Source organism: Burkholderia sp. SIMBA_062, assembly GCF_046534765.1.
GTDB lineage: Bacteria > Pseudomonadota > Gammaproteobacteria > Burkholderiales > Burkholderiaceae > Burkholderia > Burkholderia ambifaria.
Map to the genome: position 1 here is coordinate 12,567 of NZ_JAWRYD010000036.1, position 18,579 is coordinate 31,145.

Consider the following 18,579-nt stretch of genomic DNA (forward strand, 5'->3'; position numbering starts at 1 on the left):
GGTATCGTATAATCGATCGTTTACGATATTTGCCCGCCGTGCGTCCGCGAGGACGGCCGGCGTTTGAAGCCGTCTCAGCCAGACATTCCCCGCACGCCATGAAAGCTGCCGAAATCCGCGAGAAATTCCTCAAATTCTTCGAATCGAAGGGCCACACGATCGTCCGCTCGTCGAGCCTCGTGCCCGGTAACGACCCCACGCTGATGTTCACGAACTCGGGCATGGTCCAGTTCAAGGACGTGTTCCTCGGCACGGACCCGCGTCCGTACTCGCGCGCCACGACGGCGCAGCGCAGCGTGCGCGCGGGCGGCAAGCACAACGACCTCGAGAACGTCGGCTACACGGCGCGCCACCACACGTTCTTCGAGATGCTCGGCAACTTCTCGTTCGGCGACTACTTCAAGCACGACGCGATCCGCTTCGCATGGGAGCTGCTGACCACGGTCTACCAGCTGCCGAAGGAAAAGCTGTGGGTCACCGTCTACCAGGAAGACGACGAAGCCTACGACATCTGGGCGAAGGAAGTCGGCGTGCCGACCGAGCGGATCATCCGGATCGGCGACAACAAGGGCGCGCGCTACGCGTCGGACAACTTCTGGACGATGGGCGACACCGGCCCGTGCGGCCCGTGCACGGAAATCTTCTACGACCACGGCCCGGACGTGTGGGGCGGCCCGCCGGGGTCGCCTGAAGAAGACGGCGACCGCTACATCGAGATCTGGAACCTCGTGTTCATGCAGTTCAACCGCGACGCGCAGGGCAACATGACGCGCCTGCCGAAGCAGTCGGTCGACACCGGCATGGGCCTCGAGCGCCTCGCCGCGGTGCTGCAGCACGTGCACAGCAACTACGAGATCGACCTGTTCCAGAACCTGATCAAGGCCGCCGCGCGCGTGACCGAGATCAGCGACCTCACCAACAACTCGCTGAAGGTGATCGCCGATCACATCCGTGCGTGCTCGTTCCTGATCGTCGACGGCGTGATTCCCGGCAACGAAGGCCGCGGCTACGTGCTGCGCCGGATCGTGCGCCGCGCGATTCGCCACGGCTACAAGCTCGGCCGCAAGGGCTCGTTCTTCCACAAACTCGTGGCCGACCTCGTCGCCGAGATGGGCGCGGCCTATCCGGAGCTGAAGGAAGCCGAGCAGCGCGTGACCGACGTGCTGCGCCAGGAGGAGGAGCGCTTCTTCGAGACGATCGAGCACGGGATGTCGATCCTCGAGGCGGCACTCGCCGACGTCGAAGCGAAGGGCGGCAAGGTGCTCGACGGCGAACTCGCGTTCAAGCTGCACGACACCTACGGCTTCCCGCTCGACCTCACGGCCGACGTGTGCCGCGAGCGCGGGATGACGGTCGACGAGCCGGCATTCGACGACGCGATGGCGCGCCAGCGCGAGCAGGCCCGCGCGGCCGGCAAGTTCAAGGCCACGCAGGGCCTCGAATACACGGGCGCGAAAACCACCTTCCACGGTTACGAGGAAATCGCGTTCGACGACGCGAAGGTCGTCGCGCTGTACGTCGACGGTTCGGCCGTCAACGAGGTGAAGGCCGGCCAGGATGCGGTCGTCGTGCTCGACCACACGCCGTTCTATGCGGAATCGGGCGGCCAGGTTGGCGACCAGGGCGTGCTCGCGAACGCCGCGACGCGCTTCGCGGTGGCCGACACGCTGAAGGTGCAGGCCGACGTGGTCGGCCATCACGGCACGCTGGAGCAGGGCACGCTGAAGATCGGCGACGTGCTGCGCGCGGAAATCGACGCGCACCGCCGCGCCCGCACGCAGCGCAACCACTCGGCCACCCACCTGATGCACAAGGCGCTGCGTGAAGTGCTCGGCGCGCACGTGCAGCAGAAGGGTTCGCTCGTCGATGCGGAGAAAACCCGTTTCGACTTCGCGCACAACGCGCCGATGACCGACGACGAAATTCGTCGCGTCGAGCAGATCGTCAACAACGAAATCCTGGCCAACGCGCCGGGCATCGTGCGCGTGATGCCGTACGACGAAGCGGTGAAGGGCGGCGCGATGGCGCTGTTCGGCGAGAAGTACGGCGACGAAGTGCGCGTGCTCGACCTCGGCTTCTCGCGCGAACTGTGCGGCGGCACGCACGTGCATCGCACCGGCGACATCGGCTTCTTCAAGATCGTCGTCGAAGGCGGTGTCGCGGCCGGCATCCGCCGGGTCGAGGCGATCACCGGCGACAACGCGGTGCGCTTCGTGCAGGATCTCGACGCCCGCATGAACGAAGCGGCGGCCGCGCTGAAGGCGCAGCCGTCGGAACTCACGCAGCGCATCGCGCAGGTGCAGGACCAGGTGAAGTCGCTCGAGAAGGAATTGGGCGCGCTGAAGTCGAAGCTCGCGTCGAGCCAGGGCGACGAGCTCGCGCAGCAGGCCACCGAAGTCGGCGGCGTGTACGTGCTGGCCGCGACGCTCGACGGCGCGGACGCGAAGACGCTGCGCGAAACGGTCGACAAGCTGAAGGACAAGCTGAAGAGCGCGGCGATCGTGCTGGCGGCCGTCGAAGGCGGCAAGGTCAGCCTGATCGCGGGCGTCACGCCGGATGCGAGCAAGAAGGTCAAGGCCGGCGAGCTCGTGAACTTCGTTGCGCAGCAGGTCGGCGGCAAGGGCGGCGGCCGTCCGGACATGGCGCAGGCAGGCGGCACGGACCCGGCGAACCTGCCGGGCGCGCTCGCGGGCGTCAAGGGCTGGGTCGAAGCGCGTCTTTGATCGTCTCGGCCGATGCGATGCGGGCTTGCCGGCCCCATCGCATCGCATGAAAAAAACGACCCGATCGGCGTTGGCCGGTCGGGTCGTTTTGCTTTTGGCCGGCGCTGCCGATTAAGGCCGGGCTCAGACTGGCGCCACCAGCGGCGCCTTGGCTCCATCTCCAGGCTGCCGTGCGGCCGGTTCGCCGAGCGCATCGCGCAGCGCGGCGAGCGCCGCCGACGCATAACCCTGCCGCCATGCGAGCACCGTGTCGATCCCTTCGAGTTCGGCGATCGTATGGGCCGTGACGTTGCCGGTCTCGGGCTGCAGCTCGAGCACCGAGCGCGGCGCGACCGCGACACCCGCGCCGGCCGCCACGCACGCGACGATCGCATGATACGAACCGAGCTCGAGCACGCGCGCGGCTTTCACGCCGTGCGCCGCATACCATTGCTCGACGTATTTCCGGTACGTGCAGCCGCGTTCGAACGCGAGCAGCGTCGGCAGGATCACGTCGCGCGGCGTGCGCACCGGCGGATGGCCGCGCGGCGTCAGCAGCACGAGATCCTCGCGGTAGACCGGCACCGTCTCGAACGTGTCCGGCAGCGTATCCGGTGCGGGCGGACGCGCGAACAGCGCGGCGTCGACCTCGAAGTCGCGCACCCTGTCGATCAGCCAGCCGGTCGTGCCGGTCACGAGTTCCAGCGATACGTCGGGCCACGCATGGTGATAGCGCGCGAGCACGGTCGGCAGCCGGCTCGCGGCCGTGCTCTCCATCGTGCCGAGCCGCAGCCGCCCGCGCGGCGTGTCCTCGCGCACCGCGTCGCGCGCCTCGTCGGCCAGCGCGAGCAGCCGCTCCGCGTACGGCAGCAGCGTGTGCCCGGCCGGCGTCAGCACCAGCCGGCGGCCGTCACGCACGAACAGCGCCGCGCCGAGTTCCTCCTCGAGCTGCTTGATGCGCGTCGTCACGTTCGACTGCACGCGATTGAGCTTCGCTGCCGCGCGCGTCACGCCGTTCTCGCGCACGACGGCCCGGAAAATCGCCAGTGCCGCCAAGTCCATGATTCTCTCCGAGAGATATGTTGATTCTCAATTATTCATTTTTAGAGAACGTTTGGTCAAGCTACGATACAAGCGTTCCGATTTCCGTTCCGGCCGGCGCGCACCGCGCGCGGCCCATGCCGCCATGTCCCGTTCCGATGCGCCGAGTGCCGCTGCCGGCACCCACCCGTCCGATGACGCCGACCGCCGCGCCCGCGCGGCCGCGCTCGCCTGCATGATCGGGCTCGCGGTCGCGCTCGGCGTCGGCCGCTTCGCGTTCACGCCGCTGCTGCCGTTGATGCTCGCCGACGGCTCGATCGGCCTGAAGGCCGGCAGCTGGCTCGCGTCGGCGAATTACGCGGGCTATTTCGTCGGCGCGGTCAGCTGCGCGGCCGTGCGGGTCGCGCCCGCGCGGATGGTGCGCTTCGGGCTCGCGGCCACCGTGCTGCTGACCGCCGCGATGGGCGTCGGCCATCTGCTTTCGGCATGGCTCGTCGTGCGCTTCGTCGCGGGTGTCGTCAGCGCGTGGACGTTCGTGTTCGTGTCGCAATGGGGGCTGCGGCGGCTCACCGAGCTGCACGCGCCCGAGTGGAGCGGGGTGATCTACGCGGGGCCCGGTGTCGGTATCGTGCTGACGGGGCTGATCGGCGGCGCGCTCGCCGGCCATCGCGCGGCGCCCGGCTGGCTCGGCTTCGCGGTGCTGTCCGCGATGCTGTCGGTCGCGATCTGGCGCATCTTCGGCACCACGCCGGCAGTTGCGCCGCCCGCCGCGCCCGCCCGGCCGGCGGCGACGGCCGCCGCACCGCACGACGTCCGACGCCATCGGGCCGACGCCGCGTGGCTCGTCGTGCTGTACGGGATGCCGGGCTTCGGCTACATCATCACCGCGACGTTCCTGCCGGTGATCGCGCGCGCCGCGCTGCCGGCCGGCTCGCCGTGGCCGGACCTGTTCTGGCCGATGTTCGGCGCGGCGCTGATCGTCGGCGCGATCGCCGCCGCGCGGCTGCCCGGCCACTGGGACAATCGGCTGCTGCTCGCCGCCGGCTGCACGACGCAGGCGCTCGGGATCGCGGCGGGCATCGTGTGGCCGAACGCGGCCGGTTTCTCGGTCGGCAGCGCGCTGCTCGGCCTGCCGTTCACGGCGATCACGCTGTTCGCGATGCGCGAGGCGCGGCGGCTGCACGGCGAGCGCGCGGCCGGGCTGATGGGCTATGCGACCGCGTCGTACGGGGTCGGCCAGATTCTCGGTCCGCTCGTCGCCGCGCCGCTGACCGCGCGTTTCGGGTCGTTCTCGCCGGCGCTGTGGGTCGCGGCGGGCGCGTTGCTCGTCGGTGCCGCCGGCTTCGGCGCGATTGCGTCATCGCGTCCGGCGCGCTGACGCCCGGCGCCGATGCACCTGACGACGTCGCATCCCGCAACGCACGGGCAATCGATCGAACGCGCTCTTTGTCGTGACGGGACCGGATTGCGCGACGGCGGTCGGCCATGTGCGGTCCGCTCACTGATAGTCCAGCAGGACCACGGCGTCCGAGCGGACCGACCCGCCCCGGATGACCGGATCGGTCTGCACGTACGAGGCCGTGAACGGCAGCGTGTAGGAGCCAGCCTGTCCGTTGTACGGCGTGGGGCGCGACTGCCCGAGCGGCGCATATTCGGACTGTTGCACGTTGAAGAGTTGAATGCCGACGCCCGATGCAGTCGAATCCGGACGCAATGCGAGGGTTCCGGGCAGACCTGGAATCCGGCCGTTCAACGGCATGAACTGATAGCCGATCTTGTTGAATCCGGCCGGGCAATCGAGGAACTGGAGCATGAACGGCTTCGTTCCCGCGGTGCTGCCGATACCGTTGAAATTGGCCGGAGATACCGTCGGCAATACCACGGTTTGGGACGGAACCATGCAGGTGCCGGCGATGAAGACGGTGTTTGCAGCGAGGTAGACGCTCGTCGGCTCGCTCAGCAAACCGGCTTTGTAGTTGACGATAAAGTACATGTTGAAGATGAACGGCTTCAGGCTGCCGTTCTTCGGCGTGCGGCTGTCGCGAAACAACTGGACTTCGACGCTGTTGCGCACCGTCGTCTTGGTGCTTGCGGTGGCTGGTACGCCATCGTACAGAATGCGCGTCGACAGGCCTGCCACGCGTGTCTCGATGTCCGGCCCGTCACTCATGCCGAGCAGGCTGCCTTTCGGATAGAAAATCGTACTCGTGATTTCGCAGGTATCGCTGCCGCACAGGTCCCGCGGCGTGTAGTAATCGCGCGAGACAACCGTCCCGACGGGCGTCGTCGACGGCACGGCGATGCGTTGGTTGCCGAAGGCGGTAATGGTTGCGGCCCGGGCGTGGCTCGGGGCGAGCGTCATCAGTAAGACGATGGCCGACAGCAGCACAGCGATGCCTGACGGCATTCGCCGCCGCCGTGCCGGTCTGGTGTTTCGAGGCGGCATGATGGAAGTCGTAATGACAAAACGTCTATCGCGGCGGGCGCGCCGCTCAGAGCGAATCGGTATTGTTTGGGCGCTTGCGCGCGGGGGAAATAGGTCAAGTACTAAAATAAGGCGAAATATTTGGGACTAGACCGCTGAATCAACATGCCGGCCGGACCGCGCATTTCGGCCGGCTCCTGCCTGCGGTACGGCGATGGCGCGATGCTGCCGCGCCGCAAGCATGGCTCGGGCCTCGCCCGGATGCGCCGTCTATCGACTCGGACCGAAAGGCGGCCCGACGCGCGGACGAACGTCCGCGCCGATCGATCCGGTCGCTCGCAAACTCGCTAGAATGAGGCCTTTTCCGCGCCGTGCGGGCGGCCGAGGGCGGCCGCCGGGTGCCTGCCAGATCCCCATCGATGACCACCGCCGACTACCGTTTCTGCCCGCGCTGCGCGAGCCCGCTGACCGAGCGCGCCGATCCCGAACACGAGGGCGGCCGCGTCCGCCGTGCGTGCCCGGACGACGCGTGCGGCTACGTGCACTGGAACAACCCGCTGCCGGTGGTGGCCGCGATCGTCGAACTCGACGGCAAGATCCTGCTCGCGCGCAACGCGGCCTGGCCGGACGGGATGTTCGCGCTGATCACCGGCTTCCTCGAGAACGGCGAGACGCCCGAGGACGGCATCGCGCGCGAGGTGTTCGAGGAAACCGCGCTGAAGGCCGAGCAGGTCACGCTCGTCGGCGTCTATGAATTCATCCGCAAGAACGAGCTGATCATCGCGTACCACGTGCGCGCATCGGGCACCGTCGCGCTGTCGCCGGAACTGCTCGAATACCGGCTCGTCGATCCGCCGCGGCTGCGCCCGTGGCGGGCCGGCACCGGCTACGCGCTGGCCGACTGGATGCGCGCGCGCGGCCTCGATTTCGAATTCGTCGATCGAGCGGAGCAGTGACGGCCCGCGCCGCACCCGGCATTTCATCCGCCGCGCCGCGCAGGGTCGCGTCGCGGCACCTCGCCGCTCGCCGGCGTGCCGTTCCGCGCGGCCGCCGCGCGGCGTCCCACTCGTCCTGACCGCCATCGCCATGTCCGACAAGCCGCAACCGCGTCCGCGCGACGCCTATCGCCACTTCCTGCCGATCACGACCCGCTGGATGGACAACGACGTCTACGGGCACGTGAACAACGTCGTCTATTACAGCTACTTCGACACCGTCGTGAACGAATACCTGATCCGCGCGGGCGTGCTCGACGTCGAGCACGGGCAGACGATCGGGCTCGTGGTCGACACGCAATGCAACTACTTCGCGCCGCTCGTGTTTCCGCAGTCGGTCGATGCGGGGCTGCGCGTCGCGAAGCTCGGTACGTCGAGCGTGCGCTACGAGATCGGGCTGTTCGCGGCCGGGGAGCGCTCGCCGGCGGCGCAGGGGCATTTCGTGCACGTGTACGTCGATCGCGGCACGCGCCGCCCGGTGCCGCTGCCGGACGCGCTGCGCGCGGCGCTCGAACCGCTCGCCGGCTGACAGGCGCGCGGTGGTGCACGCGTTCGCGCTCCAGGCGTTCAACGGCCTCAGCTACGGGTTGCTGCTGTTCATGCTGTCGGCCGGCCTGACGCTGATCTTCAGCGTGCAGGGCGTGCTCAACTTCGCGCATGCGAGCTTCTACATGCTCGGCGCGTACGTCGGCTACAGCATCGCGGCCGCTGCGGGTTTCTGGCCCGCGTTCGTGCTCGCGCCGCTCGCCGTCGGGCTGATCGGCGCCGGCTGCGAGCGCTGGCTGCTGCGCCGCGTGCAGGCGCGCGGCGGCCACACGAGCGAACTGCTGCTGACCTTCGGCCTCGCGTACCTGATCGGCGAGGGCGCGAAACTCGTATGGGGCCTCACGCCGCTGCCGGCGCCCGTGCCGGCGCTGTTCGACGGCGCGCCCGTGACCGTATTCGGCCTCGCGCTGCCGCGCTACCGGCTCTTCATGATGGCGATGTCCGCGGCGATGCTGGTCGCGCTCGGCGCGCTGCTGCGCGCGTCGCGCATCGGGCTCGTCGTGCGTGCCGCGCTCACGCACCGCGCGGCCGTCGAAGCGCTCGGCTACGACGTGCCGCGCGTGATGACGGGCCTGTTCGGCGCGGGCACCGCGCTCGCGGCGCTGGCCGGCGTGATCGGCGCGCCGCTCGCGGTGATCGAACCGGCGCTGGCCGAGACGGTCGGGTCGGTGGTGTTCGCAGTCGTCGTGATCGGCGGGCTCGGTTCGCTCGGTGGCGCGTTCGTCGCGTCGCTCGCGGTCGGCTTCGCGCAGACCTTCGCGGCGTCCAGCGACACGTCGCTGCGTGACTTCGCGCACTGGGCGGGCGTCGCGCTGCCCGACAGCGTCGCGGCCGTATCGATCGCGCAGCTCGCACCGCTGGTTCCGTACCTGCTGCTCGTCGCGGTGCTGGTCGCCCGCCCGCGCGGATTGTTCGGCGAGCGTGTCGATGGATAGCCGCGCGCGGGCCGGCGCGCTGCGCTGGGTGCTGTTCGCCGCGTGCGTCGCGCTGCCCGCGTGGCTGTGGCCGCATGGCGCGGTGCTCGGCTATCTCGCGCAGACGGCCGCGCTCGTCGTGCTCGCGCTGTCGTACAACCTGCAGCTCGGCACGACCGGGCTGCTGTCGTTCGGTCACGCCGCGTTCGCGGGCCTCGGCGCGTTCGCCGCCGCGCACTGGTTCAATCGTGTCGGCGGTCCGCTGCCGCTGCTGCCGCTCGTCGGCGGCGTGGCGGGCGCCGGTTTCGGGTTCATCGCCGGGCTGCTCGCGACACGCCGCGCGGGCACCGTGTTCGCGATGATCACGCTCGGTCTCGCCGAATGCGTCGCGGCCGCCGCGTGGAGCGTGCCGGCGTGGTTCGGCGGTCTCGGCGGTGTGCCGATCGACCGCGCGAGCGGCACGCCATGGGGCGGCTGGCAGTTCGGCGCGCCGGCGCAGGCCTACGCGGTGATCGCCGCGTGGTGCATCGTGTCGGCGCTGGCGATGCGCGCGCTGACGCGCACGCCGCTCGCGCGGCTCGCGAACGCGGTGCGCGACAACCCCGCGCGCGTGGCGGCGCTCGGCACCGAGCCGCGCCGCGTGCGGCTCGCGATGGTCACCTGCGCGTCGTTCTTCGCGGGTATCGCCGGCACGCTGACGCTGATCGACGTCGAGATCGCGACGCCCGACAGCCTGTCGATGGCGCGCTCGGCGACCGTGCTGATCGCCGCGGTGATCGGCGGCACCGGCACGTTCTTCGGGCCGGCGGCCGGTGCCGTGGTGCTGACCGCGCTGAGCGTGGTCGTCGCGGGCGTGTCGCGTGCATGGGCGTTGTATCTCGGCGTGCTGTTCGTCGCGGTCGTCGTCGCGGCGCCCGGCGGGATCGCGGGCCTCGCGCAGACGCTCGTGCATGCGTTGCGCCGCGACGCGCCGGCCGCCGAGCGCTGGCGCGTGCTGTGCGGCGTCGGCGCCTGCGTGTTCTGGGGCGTCGCGATCGTCTGCGCGGCCGAGCTCGGCTATGCGTGGCGCTTCGCGCAGGACGACGGCGCCGGCATCGCGTTCGGCGCGTGGGGCATCGATGCCGATGCGCCGGCCGGCTGGGTCGTCGCGTGCTCGGCGGCCGGCATCGGCACGCTGCTGTGGGGCTGGCGCGCGCGGCTGATGCACCCCGGGCACGGCAAGCGGGAGGGCGGGCGATGAACGGCAACGCGATCGCGCTGCACGGTATCGTGCAGCGCTTCGGCGCGCAGACGGTGCTCGACGGTATCGATCTGAGCGTCTGCGCCGGCGAGCGTCACGCGCTGATCGGGCCGAACGGCGCGGGCAAGTCGACGCTGTTCGGCGTGATTGCGGGCGCGACGCGGCCGACGCGCGGGCGCGTCGTGCTGCACGGCGTCGAGCTGCGCGGACGCGGGCCGGTCGTCGCGAGCCGGCTCGGCATCGGCCGCAGTTTCCAGCAGACGAGTGCGTTCGCGCGGCTCTCCGTGTTCGACAACCTGCGCTGCGCGGCGCTGCATGCGCCGGACGAGCGGCGGCGCTGGTGGAACCGGCTGCGCGAATCGGCGTCGGTCGATCGTGCGGCCGCGCGCGTGCTGCACGACGTCGGCCTCGCTGCGCGGCGCGACGCGCCGGCCGGCGAACTCGGCTACGCGGAACAGCGCGCGCTCGACCTCGGCATCGCGCTCGCGAGCGGCGCGCGCACGCTGCTGCTCGACGAACCGACGGCAGGCATGAACCGCGACCAGGCGGCGCGGATGATCGCGCTGATCCGCGCGACGACGCAGGGCCGCACGGTGCTGATGATCGAGCACGACATGGATGCGGTGTTCGGCTTCGCCGAGCGCGTGACGGTGCTGGTGCGCGGCGCGGTGGTCGCGACCGGCGCGCCCGACGCGATCCGCGCGGACCCGGCCGTGCGCGCCGCCTATCTCGGCGACGGCGCATGAGCGCGCTGCTCGACATTCGCGGCCTGCGCGCGTGGTACGGGATGCAGCCCGTGCTCGACGGCGTCGATCTCGCGCTCGCGCCGGGCGAGACGCTCGCGCTGCTCGGCCGCAACGGCTCGGGCCGCTCGACGCTCGCGAAGGCCGTGATGGGGCTCGTGCGCACCGCGGGCTCGGTGCGCATCGCCGGCGCCGAATGCGCGGGCGCCCGCGCGTTCGAGATCGCGCGGCGCGGCGTCGCTTACGTCGCCGAAAGCCGCGACGTGTTTCCGCTGCTGAGCGTGCGCGAGAACCTGCGGCTCGGGCTGCGCGGTGTGCGCGGCGCGGCCGAACGCGCGGCGCTCGACCGGCTGCTCGCGCGCTTTCCGCTGCTGGCCGCACGGATCGACGTGAAGGCCGGGCGGCTGTCGGGCGGCGAGCAGCAGGTGCTCGCGCTGGTGCGTGCGCTTGCCGGCCGCCCGCGCGTGCTGATCGTCGACGAACCGGCCGGAGGGCTCGCACCGCTCGCGGTCGACGAGGTCGGTGCCTGCCTCGCCGCCCTGCGGGCCGACGGCGTCGCGATCCTGCTGATCGAGCAGCGACTGCAGCTCGCGCCGCGGCTCGCGCAGCGCGTCGCGGTGATGGGGCGGGGACGGATCGTCTACGACGGCGCGCTCGACGGGCTCGGCGGCGACGTCGTCAGTGCGTGGCTGAGTGCCGGCTGAGGGCCAAGCGCGCCGATTGTTCGGCAAACCCCGCCAGTCAATTCGTGTCGAGACGCTTTATCGCCGTCGCGCGAACCGCGAATATTGCCAGCAAGGCCGGAGCGCCGCGCACGCGGCAATCGGCTCCCATCCATCGAAAGTCTTCCGACTGAGGAATGAAATCATGAGCAAGCTGACAGGCAAGGTTGCGGTCGTCACGGGCGGGTCCAAGGGAATCGGCGCCGCGATCGCGAAGGCGCTGGCCGCCGAAGGTGCGTCGGTCGTTGTCAATTATGCGAGCAGCAAGGCTGGGGCCGACGCCGTCGTGAGCGCGATCGTCGAGGCGGGCGGCCGCGCGGTCGCGGTGGGCGGCGACGTGTCGAAGGCAGCTGACGCGCAGCGCATCGTCGATGCCGCGATCGAGAACTATGGCCGTCTGGACGTGCTGGTCAACAACTCCGGCGTCTACGAATTCGCGCCGATCGAGACGATCACCGAAGAGCACTATCGCCGGCAGTTCGATACGAACGTGTTCGGCGTGCTGCTGACGACGCAGGCCGCCGTCAAGCATCTCGGCGAAGGCGCGAGCATCATCAACATCAGCTCGGTCGTGACGAGCATCACGCCGCCCGCGAGCGCCGTGTACAGCGGTACCAAGGGCGCCGTCGACGCGATCACCGGCGTGCTCGCGCTCGAGCTCGGCCCGCGCAAGATTCGCGTGAACGCGATCAACCCGGGGATGATCGTGACCGAAGGCACGCACAGCGCGGGCATCATCGGTTCGGATCTCGACAAGCAGGTGCGCAGCGAGACGCCGCTCGGCCGCCTCGGCGAACCGGACGACATCGCGTCGGTCGCCGTGTTCCTCGCGTCGGACGATGCGCGCTGGCTGACCGGCGAGCGCCTCGTCGCGAGCGGCGGGCTGCACTGACGCGCCAGGTCGGCGCGCGCCGCTACGCGATCATCGCGAGCGCGTTCGCGCCGACATGCCAGTGCAGGCTCTCGACGACGAGCGCGTGATCGTGTTCGTCGTCGAGCCCAGCGACCGCCATCGCGCCGACGATTCCACCACCCGCAAGCAGTAACGGCACGCCGCCGCCGTCGAGCGCATAGTCGGCGTCCGACAATCCCTGCGACTGCAACGACCGGCCGGCACGGCGAAAGCGCGCGCCGACCTCGAGCGAGCTGACGCCGAAACGCAATACCGTGTTCTGCCGGCGGCGGATCGCGTCGCTGTCGTGCGCGCGGCTGCCGTCGAGCGCGCAATAGAACAGCGGTGCGGCTTCACCGACGATGCCGACCGCGATCGGCAGCCCGCGCCGCGACGCGAGATTGATCGCGATGTCGCCGAGCCGGCGCGCGGCGTCGGCATCGAAGTGCGTCAGCATCGGCGCCGACGCGGCGTCGCCGAAGGGCGCGGGTGCGAAGCGCGGGAAGGGGATTGCCATGGCAGCTCCGTGTCGTCGCAAGTCCGGCTCGTCCGCGCGCGTGCCGCGTCGCGCGCCGGCCGTCGATCGTTCAGCGCATCAGCGGCATCAGCGAGTCAGCGCTTGGGCGCCGCGTCGAGCATCCATTCGTGCGCGGGATCGTTCCTGAACGCCCATGCGCGGCTCGGCCCGGCCATCACGTTCAGGTAGTACAGGTTGTAGCCGTGCGGCGCGACCACCGGGTGATAGCCGCGCGGCACCATCACCACGTCGTGGTTCTCGACCGCGCACGCTTCGTCGAGGCTGCGATCGTCCGTGTACACGCGCTGGAACGCGAAACCCTGCGGCGGATCGATCCGGTGGTAATAGGTTTCCTCGAGCGACGTTTCGTCGGGCGCCGCGTCGCGATCGTGCTTGTGCGGCGGATAGCTGCTCGAATGGCTCGCGGGCGTGATCACTTCGACGACCAAGAGCCGGTCGGCGGCCGGGTTGTCGCCCATCAGGATGTCGCACACGTAGCGCGTGTTGGTGCCTTGCCCGCGCACCGCGCGACGCATCCGTTCGCCGTCCAGGCGCTGCACGCGCTTGTCGCCGCTCGCATAAGGCGCGGTGCATAGCGCAACCTCCGCGTCGCGCGTCGCGACCAGCGTGACGGTCTTGCCGCCTGGCACGTACAGCGCGTCCGGCGACACTTCTTCGAACACGCTGTCGCGCTTGCCGAGCGCATCGTAGGTTTCACCGTCGACTTGCGCGCGCAGCGTGCCCGTGAGCACGACGACGCACAGTTCGCGCGTGCCGGTGTCGAGCGTTTCGGTGTCGCCGGCCTTCAGGCGCAGCGCGCGAAAGCCGACGTGTTTCCAGCCGGCCGACTCGGGCGTCACGTTGCAGATTTCGCGGCCGGCGGATGCCTTGACCAGCAGGGGAGAAATCGTCATGGAACGGGGCTCCACAATGGGGGGAATAGCGGGGATCACAGCGCTCACGCGCTCAACCGGTCGACGATCGCGCGCAGCGACGCGTAGCCCTTCTTCGCATACTGGTAGCTCGGCGCGACGGCCGGATCCTGCTCGGCCTCGACGACGAGCCAGCCTTCGTAGCCGGCATCCTTCAGCGTGCGCAGCGTCGCTTCGTAGTCGAGCGCGCCGTCGCCCGGCACCGTGAAGGTGCCGTTGATCACGCCGTTCAGGAAGCTCCAGCCGCCGTTGCGCGCCTGCGTGACGACCTGCGGCCGCACGTCCTTGCAGTGCACGTGGACGACGCGCGACACGTGCTTCCTCAGCAGTGCGACTGGATCGGCCGCGCCGCCGAAATACGCGTGACCCGTGTCGAACAGCAGGAACACCTTCGCGGGATCGGTCAGCGCCATCAGGCGGTCGACGTCGTCCGGCGATTCGACGTAGGCGCCCATGTGGTGATGGTAGGCGAGCTTGATCCCGTAGGTATCGAGCAGGTGCGCGCCGAATGCGTCGAGGCGCGCCGCGTAGCGCCGCCAGCTTTCATCGTCGACGAAGCGCGGCCGCTTCGCGACCGGCGTGTCGATGCTGCCCTGGATCGTCCCCGCGCATTCGCCGTACACCACGACCTTCACGTCGTTCACCTGCAGCTTCGTCATGTGCGCGCGGCAGCGCTCGATCTCGGCGGCGACCGCGTCGGCATCGCTCATGCCCCGCTCGACTTCCGCGAGGAAGCCCGAATACCAGCCCGACACGCACACGAGCCCGAATTCGGCGAGCTTCGCCTTCAGCTCGGGGCCCGTCTTCGGAAACTTGTTGCCGAGCTCGAAGCCCGCATAGCCGATCTCGGCGCCTTCCTTCAGCGCCGTCTCGAGCGGCGTCTCGCCGCCGAGCGACGGCAGGTCGTCGTTCATCCACGACAGGGGATTGATACCGATGCGAACGTTCCAGCTCATGACGCGGTTCCTTGGTTCGGTTGTTGTTTTCGCGGGGCGGCCCATGGGAAGAGAAAACGGTTCAGCGCCGCTGCCGGGTTTTTTCGTCGAGATACGCGTGGTGCGCGCGTTCGACACCGGCGCGCGCGGACACCTGCGGCACCGCGACTTCCCACCACGCGCCGCCGTCCGCGGTCGTGCGCTCGTGCGTCGTGTCGATCACGAGCACCTGGCTCGTCGTGGCCGCGCGCGCACGCTTCATCTCGCGGCGCAATTCGCCGACGTCGCGCACGTGCACGGCTTCGGCGCCCATCGCGCGCGCATGCATCGCGAAGTCGATCGTCGAGCGCTCGCCGCCTTCCGGCACGCAGTCGTCGAGCATGTTGTTGAAGCTCGCGCCGCCGCAATTCAGTTGCAGCCGCTCGATGCAGCCGTAGCCGCGGTTGTCGAGGATCACGACGATGAGCTTGCGGCCGAGCATCACGGAGGTCGCGAGTTCCGCGTTGAGCATCATGTACGAGCCGTCGCCGACGATCACGATCACTTCGCGCTCGGGCCGCGCGAGCTTCGCGCCGAGGCCGCCTGCGATCTCGTAGCCCATGCACGAGTACGCATAGTCCATGTGGTAGTTGCCCGGCACGCCGCTGCGCCACAGCTTGTGCAGCTCGGCCGGCAGCGTGCCGGCCGCGCACACGACGAGATCGTCGCGCGCGCTGTCGCGCCCCGCGTCGGCCGCGGAGTCGCGCACCGCGCCGATCACTTCCGCGTCGTACGGCAGCGTGTCGTTCGGCACGCGCGTGGTCAGCTCGGTCACGCGCGCATTCCACGCGGCGGCCTGGTCGCGGTTCGCGGCGGTCCATGCCGCCTCCGCGCGCCAGCCCGCGAGCGCGGCGGACAACTGGCCGAGGCCGGTGCGCGCATCGGCGATCAATTGCCGGCCGCGCTTCTTGCCCGCGTCGAACGGCTGCACGTTCAGGCTCAGCAGCGTGGCATGGCCGAACAGCGCGTGCGAGCCGGTCGTGAAGTCCTGCAGGCGCGTGCCGATCGCGAACACCACGTCGGCCTGCGCGGCCGCGCGGTTCGCGGCGGGCGAGCCCGTCACGCCGATGGCCCCGAGGTTCAGCGGGTGGTCCCACGCGAGGCTGCCCTTGCCGGCCTGCGATTCGGCGACCGGCACGCCGTGCGTGTCGGCGAACGTGCGCAGCGCGTCCCACGCCTGGCTGTACAGCACGCCGCCGCCGGCGACGATCAGCGGCTTCTTCGCGGCCTTCAGCACGTCGAGCGCATCCGCGAGTTCGAGCGCGTCGGCCGGCGGCCGGCGCATCCGGATCACCGGCGGCGCGAAGAAATCCTCCGGCCAGTCGTACGCGAAGGTCTGCACGTCCTGCGGCAGCGCGAGACACACGGGGCCGCACTGCGCGGGATCGGTCATCACCTGGATCGCGCGCGGCAGCGCGACGAGCAGCTGCTCGGGCGACGTGATCCGGTCGAAGTAGCGCGTCACCGGCCGGAAGCAGTCGTTCGCGCTGACGTCGCCCTGTTCGAAATCCTCGACCTGCTGCAGCACCGGGTCGGGCAGCCGCGACACGAACACGTCGCCGGGCAGCAGCAACAGCGGCAGGCGGCCGACGTGCGCGAGCGCGGCGGAGGTCAGCATGTTGGTCGCGCCGGGGCCGATGCTCGACGTCGCGGCCATCATCCGCTGGCGGAAATTCGCCTTCGCGAACGCGACGGCCGCATTCGCCATCCCTTGCTCGTTATGCGCGCGCAACGTCGGCAGCCGGTCCCGTTCGGCGTGGAGCGCCTCGCCGAGCCCGGCGACGTTGCCGTGGCCGAAGATCGCGAACACGCCGCCGCAGTACGGCAGGATCTCGGTACGGCCGTCCGGCTGGACGACTTCGGCGCGCAGGGCGGCCAGGTAGCGCACGAGCGCCTGGCTGACGGTCAGTCTCACGGTGGTGGTCATCGTCTGTCGATAGGAAAGAGTCGGGTGGTCGTCACAGGCGCCGGCATCAGGCCGCGGCGGCGGCGCGCGCGGCGGCACGGCGGCCGAGCCACGCGTCGACCAGCTGCGTGAAATTGCCGGCCACTTCGTCGATCAGCGCCTGGTCGTCGCTGTGGCCGGCGAGCCAGCGCAGCGACGCATCGGCCCACAGCGTGCGCCCGACCATGAAGCCCTTGACGATCGGGTTGGTCGCCGAGCGGAAGCTGTCGACCAGGTACTGCAGCGGCTGGTTCAGCCCGAGGATCACCGCGCCGCGGCAGTGGTGGTCGCGCTCGGCCACGAGCGTCTCGAGCCGCGCCCAGCCGTCGGCACTCAGCGGCGGGAGCTTCCACCATTCGGGCATCACGCCGAGGTTGTAGAAACGCGCGACCGTGCGCAGCACCGCGTCGTCCTCGGTGCCGGCCGGCGTGACCGCGCGTGGCGGAATCATTTCGAGCAGCAGCTCGTTGCCGCTTTCGCGCGTGGCTTCCCACAATTCCAGTACGCGCTGCTCCTGCTCGACGCGCAGGTCGACGTCGTCGTCGGGGTGGTAGTGGACAAGGCACTTCACGACCTGTTCGGTCGGCCAGTGCGTGAGCGACGAGCCGACCGAGCGCGTGTCGTCGAAACGCAGCGGCCGCGAGCCGGGCAGCTCGACCGGGCGGCCGACCCACCAGCCGCGCCCGGTGGCCTGCGCGAGCGCGTCGCGGCCGTATGCGCCGCCGTCGATCAGCACGCCGACGTGGCCTTCGAGATGACGATCGCGCTCGACCTGTTCGACCGCGCGCACGAGCAGGCGCTTGAGCGTCTTGATCCGCGCTTCGTCCGCGCCGGCCTGCACCGCGAGTTCGTAGAACTGGCTGCGATGGTCGAACGCCATCACACACAGTTCGTCCCATTCGCGGCGCGGCACCGTCACGCGATGCAGGTGCGCGAGCGTGCGATCGGCGTCGACCTGCGGGTTGCGGCTGCCGCCGAACCAGTGAGCGAGCTCGGCCGGCGTCGGCATCGCGGCCGAGCACGCGTGGCGCGACACGACGATCGCGCCGCACGCATTCGCGATGCGTGTCGCTTCCGCCCAGTCGCGCCCGCGCAGCAGGCCCGACAGCAGGCCCGACAGGAACGCGTCGCCTGCGCCGAGCACGTTCAGGACGTCGACGCGTTCGCCGTGGAAAGTCGGTGCATCGTCGATGCGCGCGGGGATGTCGCCTTCGATCACGCAGCAGCCGAGCGCGCCGCGCTTGACCACCAGCACCGCGCTACTCGCACGGCGCACGGCCTGAAGCGACGCGATCAGATCGTGCGGCACGCCGCCCGCGATCAGGAATTCCTCCTCGGTGCCGACCAGCAGGTCGAACTCGCCGAGCACCTGCTGCAACTGCCGCGTGACCTGCGCATCCGGCACGTAGCGGTTCTCGCCCGCGCCGCGCGCGGTCAGCCCCCACAGCACCGGCCGGTAATCGATGTCGAGGACGCGCACGACGCCGTGGCGGCGCGCGTAGCCGAGCGCGGTCAGCGACGCTTCGCGGGTGGCCGGCGTCGAAAGATGGGTGCCGGTGATCGCGAGCGCGCGGCAGCCGGCGATGAAGTCCTCGCGGATCTCGTCGGCGCGCACGGCCATGTCCGCGCAGTTCTCGCGCACGAACAGCAGCGGGAACGTGTCGCGGTCCTTCAGCCCGAGCAGCACGAGCGCGGTCAGGCGTTCCGGATCGGTCTGCAGCTGGCTCGTATCGCAACCTTCGCGCTCGAGCGTCTCGCGCACGAAGCGGCCCATCTGCTCGTCGCCGACGCGCGAGATCATCGCGGTCTTCAGCCCGAGCCGGGCGACGCCGAACGCGACGTTGCCCGACGAGCCGCCGAGATACATCTGGAAGCTGCGCGCGTCCTCCAGGCGGCTGCCGTACTGCTGCGCGTAAAGATCCACGGCGACGCGGCCGAGGCAGGCGAGATCGATGGGGCGGTCAGTCGGAAAGTTCAACGGGCTCATATCA

The 18,579-nt window shown here is 70.0% G+C and carries 16 protein-coding genes; 9 read left to right on the plus strand and 7 right to left on the minus strand.

The genetic code is table 11. The annotated features are described in order from the left end of the window. Positions 1-98: 98 nt before the first annotated feature. Positions 99-2,723: an alanine--tRNA ligase gene (gene alaS, locus SB786_RS29415; protein WP_410730524.1), complete on the plus strand. Its 2,625-nt coding sequence runs from the start codon at positions 99-101 to the stop codon at positions 2,721-2,723. A 123-nt stretch (positions 2,724-2,846) separates the two neighbouring features. Here the strand turns inward: alaS and SB786_RS29420 are convergent, their stop codons facing one another. After that, positions 2,847-3,764, minus strand: coding sequence for a LysR family transcriptional regulator (locus SB786_RS29420; RefSeq protein WP_410730525.1), 918 nt, complete (start codon positions 3,762-3,764; stop codon positions 2,847-2,849). A 124-nt stretch (positions 3,765-3,888) separates the two neighbouring features. On the opposite strand from SB786_RS29420, the gene SB786_RS29425 reads away from it, so the two are divergent. Continuing rightward, positions 3,889-5,121, plus strand: a complete 1,233-nt coding sequence (locus SB786_RS29425) for a YbfB/YjiJ family MFS transporter (protein ID WP_410730526.1) — start codon at positions 3,889-3,891, stop codon at positions 5,119-5,121. A gap of 120 nt (positions 5,122-5,241) precedes the next feature. Here the strand turns inward: SB786_RS29425 and SB786_RS29430 are convergent, their stop codons facing one another. Next, positions 5,242-6,150: a fimbrial protein gene (locus SB786_RS29430; RefSeq protein WP_410730527.1), complete on the minus strand. Its 909-nt coding sequence runs from the start codon at positions 6,148-6,150 to the stop codon at positions 5,242-5,244. 437 nt (positions 6,151-6,587) lie between these two features. Here SB786_RS29430 and SB786_RS29435 point away from each other — a divergent pair, with 437 nt between their 5' ends. From SB786_RS29435 to SB786_RS29465, 7 genes are all read left to right on the plus strand, one after another. Next, the gene (locus tag SB786_RS29435) at positions 6,588-7,124 is read left to right on the plus strand and encodes an NUDIX domain-containing protein (protein WP_410730528.1); all 537 of its coding nucleotides are present in this window, start codon (positions 6,588-6,590) and stop codon (positions 7,122-7,124) included. Positions 7,125-7,254: 130 nt separating this feature from the next. Further along, positions 7,255-7,692: an acyl-CoA thioesterase gene (locus tag SB786_RS29440; protein WP_006762458.1), complete on the plus strand. Its 438-nt coding sequence runs from the start codon at positions 7,255-7,257 to the stop codon at positions 7,690-7,692. 13 nt (positions 7,693-7,705) lie between these two features. Next, entirely contained in the window at positions 7,706-8,644 is a 939-nt protein-coding gene (locus tag SB786_RS29445; RefSeq protein WP_410730565.1) for a branched-chain amino acid ABC transporter permease, read from the plus strand. Next, complete coding sequence (locus SB786_RS29450) at positions 8,637-9,863, plus strand: branched-chain amino acid ABC transporter permease (RefSeq protein ID WP_410730529.1); 1,227 nt, start codon at positions 8,637-8,639, stop codon at positions 9,861-9,863. Before SB786_RS29445 ends, SB786_RS29450 begins: the two co-directional genes overlap by 8 nt. Continuing rightward, positions 9,860-10,609 carry an ABC transporter ATP-binding protein gene (locus tag SB786_RS29455; RefSeq protein ID WP_410730530.1) on the plus strand — a complete coding sequence of 250 codons (750 nt, stop codon included), beginning with the start codon at positions 9,860-9,862 and terminating at the stop codon, positions 10,607-10,609. Before SB786_RS29450 ends, SB786_RS29455 begins: the two co-directional genes overlap by 4 nt. Next, on the plus strand, positions 10,606-11,310 hold the full coding sequence (locus SB786_RS29460) for an ABC transporter ATP-binding protein (RefSeq protein ID WP_410730531.1): 705 nt from the start codon (positions 10,606-10,608) through the stop codon (positions 11,308-11,310). Before SB786_RS29455 ends, SB786_RS29460 begins: the two co-directional genes overlap by 4 nt. A 163-nt stretch (positions 11,311-11,473) precedes the next feature. Beyond that, a complete protein-coding gene (locus SB786_RS29465) occupies positions 11,474-12,220 on the plus strand; it encodes a glucose 1-dehydrogenase (RefSeq protein WP_410730532.1) in 747 nt (248 codons plus the stop codon). Between the two features lie 22 nt (positions 12,221-12,242). Here SB786_RS29465 and SB786_RS29470 read toward each other — a convergent pair whose 3' ends face one another. From SB786_RS29470 to SB786_RS29490, 5 genes are all read right to left on the minus strand, one after another. Next, positions 12,243-12,737 carry a heme-degrading domain-containing protein gene (locus tag SB786_RS29470; protein ID WP_410730533.1) on the minus strand — a complete coding sequence of 165 codons (495 nt, stop codon included), beginning with the start codon at positions 12,735-12,737 and terminating at the stop codon, positions 12,243-12,245. 95 nt (positions 12,738-12,832) lie between these two features. Further along, the gene (gene iolB, locus SB786_RS29475) at positions 12,833-13,651 is read right to left on the minus strand and encodes a 5-deoxy-glucuronate isomerase (protein ID WP_175655867.1); all 819 of its coding nucleotides are present in this window, start codon (positions 13,649-13,651) and stop codon (positions 12,833-12,835) included. 44 nt (positions 13,652-13,695) lie between these two features. Then, positions 13,696-14,625 carry a myo-inosose-2 dehydratase gene (gene iolE / locus SB786_RS29480; RefSeq protein WP_410730534.1) on the minus strand — a complete coding sequence of 310 codons (930 nt, stop codon included), beginning with the start codon at positions 14,623-14,625 and terminating at the stop codon, positions 13,696-13,698. A gap of 61 nt (positions 14,626-14,686) precedes the next feature. Continuing rightward, positions 14,687-16,570, minus strand: a complete 1,884-nt coding sequence (iolD, locus tag SB786_RS29485) for a 3D-(3,5/4)-trihydroxycyclohexane-1,2-dione acylhydrolase (decyclizing) (RefSeq protein WP_410730535.1) — start codon at positions 16,568-16,570, stop codon at positions 14,687-14,689. Positions 16,571-16,616: 46 nt separating this feature from the next. Next, positions 16,617-18,575: a bifunctional 5-dehydro-2-deoxygluconokinase/5-dehydro-2-deoxyphosphogluconate aldolase gene (locus SB786_RS29490; RefSeq protein WP_410730536.1), complete on the minus strand. Its 1,959-nt coding sequence runs from the start codon at positions 18,573-18,575 to the stop codon at positions 16,617-16,619. Positions 18,576-18,579 lie beyond the last annotated feature (4 nt).

What these genes read in the sequence shown, in the direction of transcription:
- SB786_RS29425 (WP_410730526.1), top strand. Translation starts at nt 3,889, where the DNA reads ATGTCCCGTTCCGATGCGCCGAGTGCCGCTGCCGGCACCCACCCGTCC.
- iolD (WP_410730535.1), bottom strand. Translation starts at nt 16,570, where the DNA reads ATGACCACCACCGTGAGACTGACCGTCAGCCAGGCGCTCGTGCGCTAC.
- SB786_RS29470 (WP_410730533.1), bottom strand. Translation starts at nt 12,737, where the DNA reads ATGGCAATCCCCTTCCCGCGCTTCGCACCCGCGCCCTTCGGCGACGCC.
- SB786_RS29430 (WP_410730527.1), bottom strand. Translation starts at nt 6,150, where the DNA reads ATGCCGTCAGGCATCGCTGTGCTGCTGTCGGCCATCGTCTTACTGATG.
- SB786_RS29490 (WP_410730536.1), bottom strand. Translation starts at nt 18,575, where the DNA reads ATGAGCCCGTTGAACTTTCCGACTGACCGCCCCATCGATCTCGCCTGC.
- alaS (WP_410730524.1), top strand. Translation starts at nt 99, where the DNA reads ATGAAAGCTGCCGAAATCCGCGAGAAATTCCTCAAATTCTTCGAATCG.
- SB786_RS29450 (WP_410730529.1), top strand. Translation starts at nt 8,637, where the DNA reads ATGGATAGCCGCGCGCGGGCCGGCGCGCTGCGCTGGGTGCTGTTCGCC.
- iolB (WP_175655867.1), bottom strand. Translation starts at nt 13,651, where the DNA reads ATGACGATTTCTCCCCTGCTGGTCAAGGCATCCGCCGGCCGCGAAATC.
- SB786_RS29455 (WP_410730530.1), top strand. Translation starts at nt 9,860, where the DNA reads ATGAACGGCAACGCGATCGCGCTGCACGGTATCGTGCAGCGCTTCGGC.
- SB786_RS29435 (WP_410730528.1), top strand. Translation starts at nt 6,588, where the DNA reads ATGACCACCGCCGACTACCGTTTCTGCCCGCGCTGCGCGAGCCCGCTG.
- SB786_RS29420 (WP_410730525.1), bottom strand. Translation starts at nt 3,764, where the DNA reads ATGGACTTGGCGGCACTGGCGATTTTCCGGGCCGTCGTGCGCGAGAAC.
- SB786_RS29465 (WP_410730532.1), top strand. Translation starts at nt 11,474, where the DNA reads ATGAGCAAGCTGACAGGCAAGGTTGCGGTCGTCACGGGCGGGTCCAAG.
- SB786_RS29460 (WP_410730531.1), top strand. Translation starts at nt 10,606, where the DNA reads ATGAGCGCGCTGCTCGACATTCGCGGCCTGCGCGCGTGGTACGGGATG.
- SB786_RS29440 (WP_006762458.1), top strand. Translation starts at nt 7,255, where the DNA reads ATGTCCGACAAGCCGCAACCGCGTCCGCGCGACGCCTATCGCCACTTC.
- iolE (WP_410730534.1), bottom strand. Translation starts at nt 14,625, where the DNA reads ATGAGCTGGAACGTTCGCATCGGTATCAATCCCCTGTCGTGGATGAAC.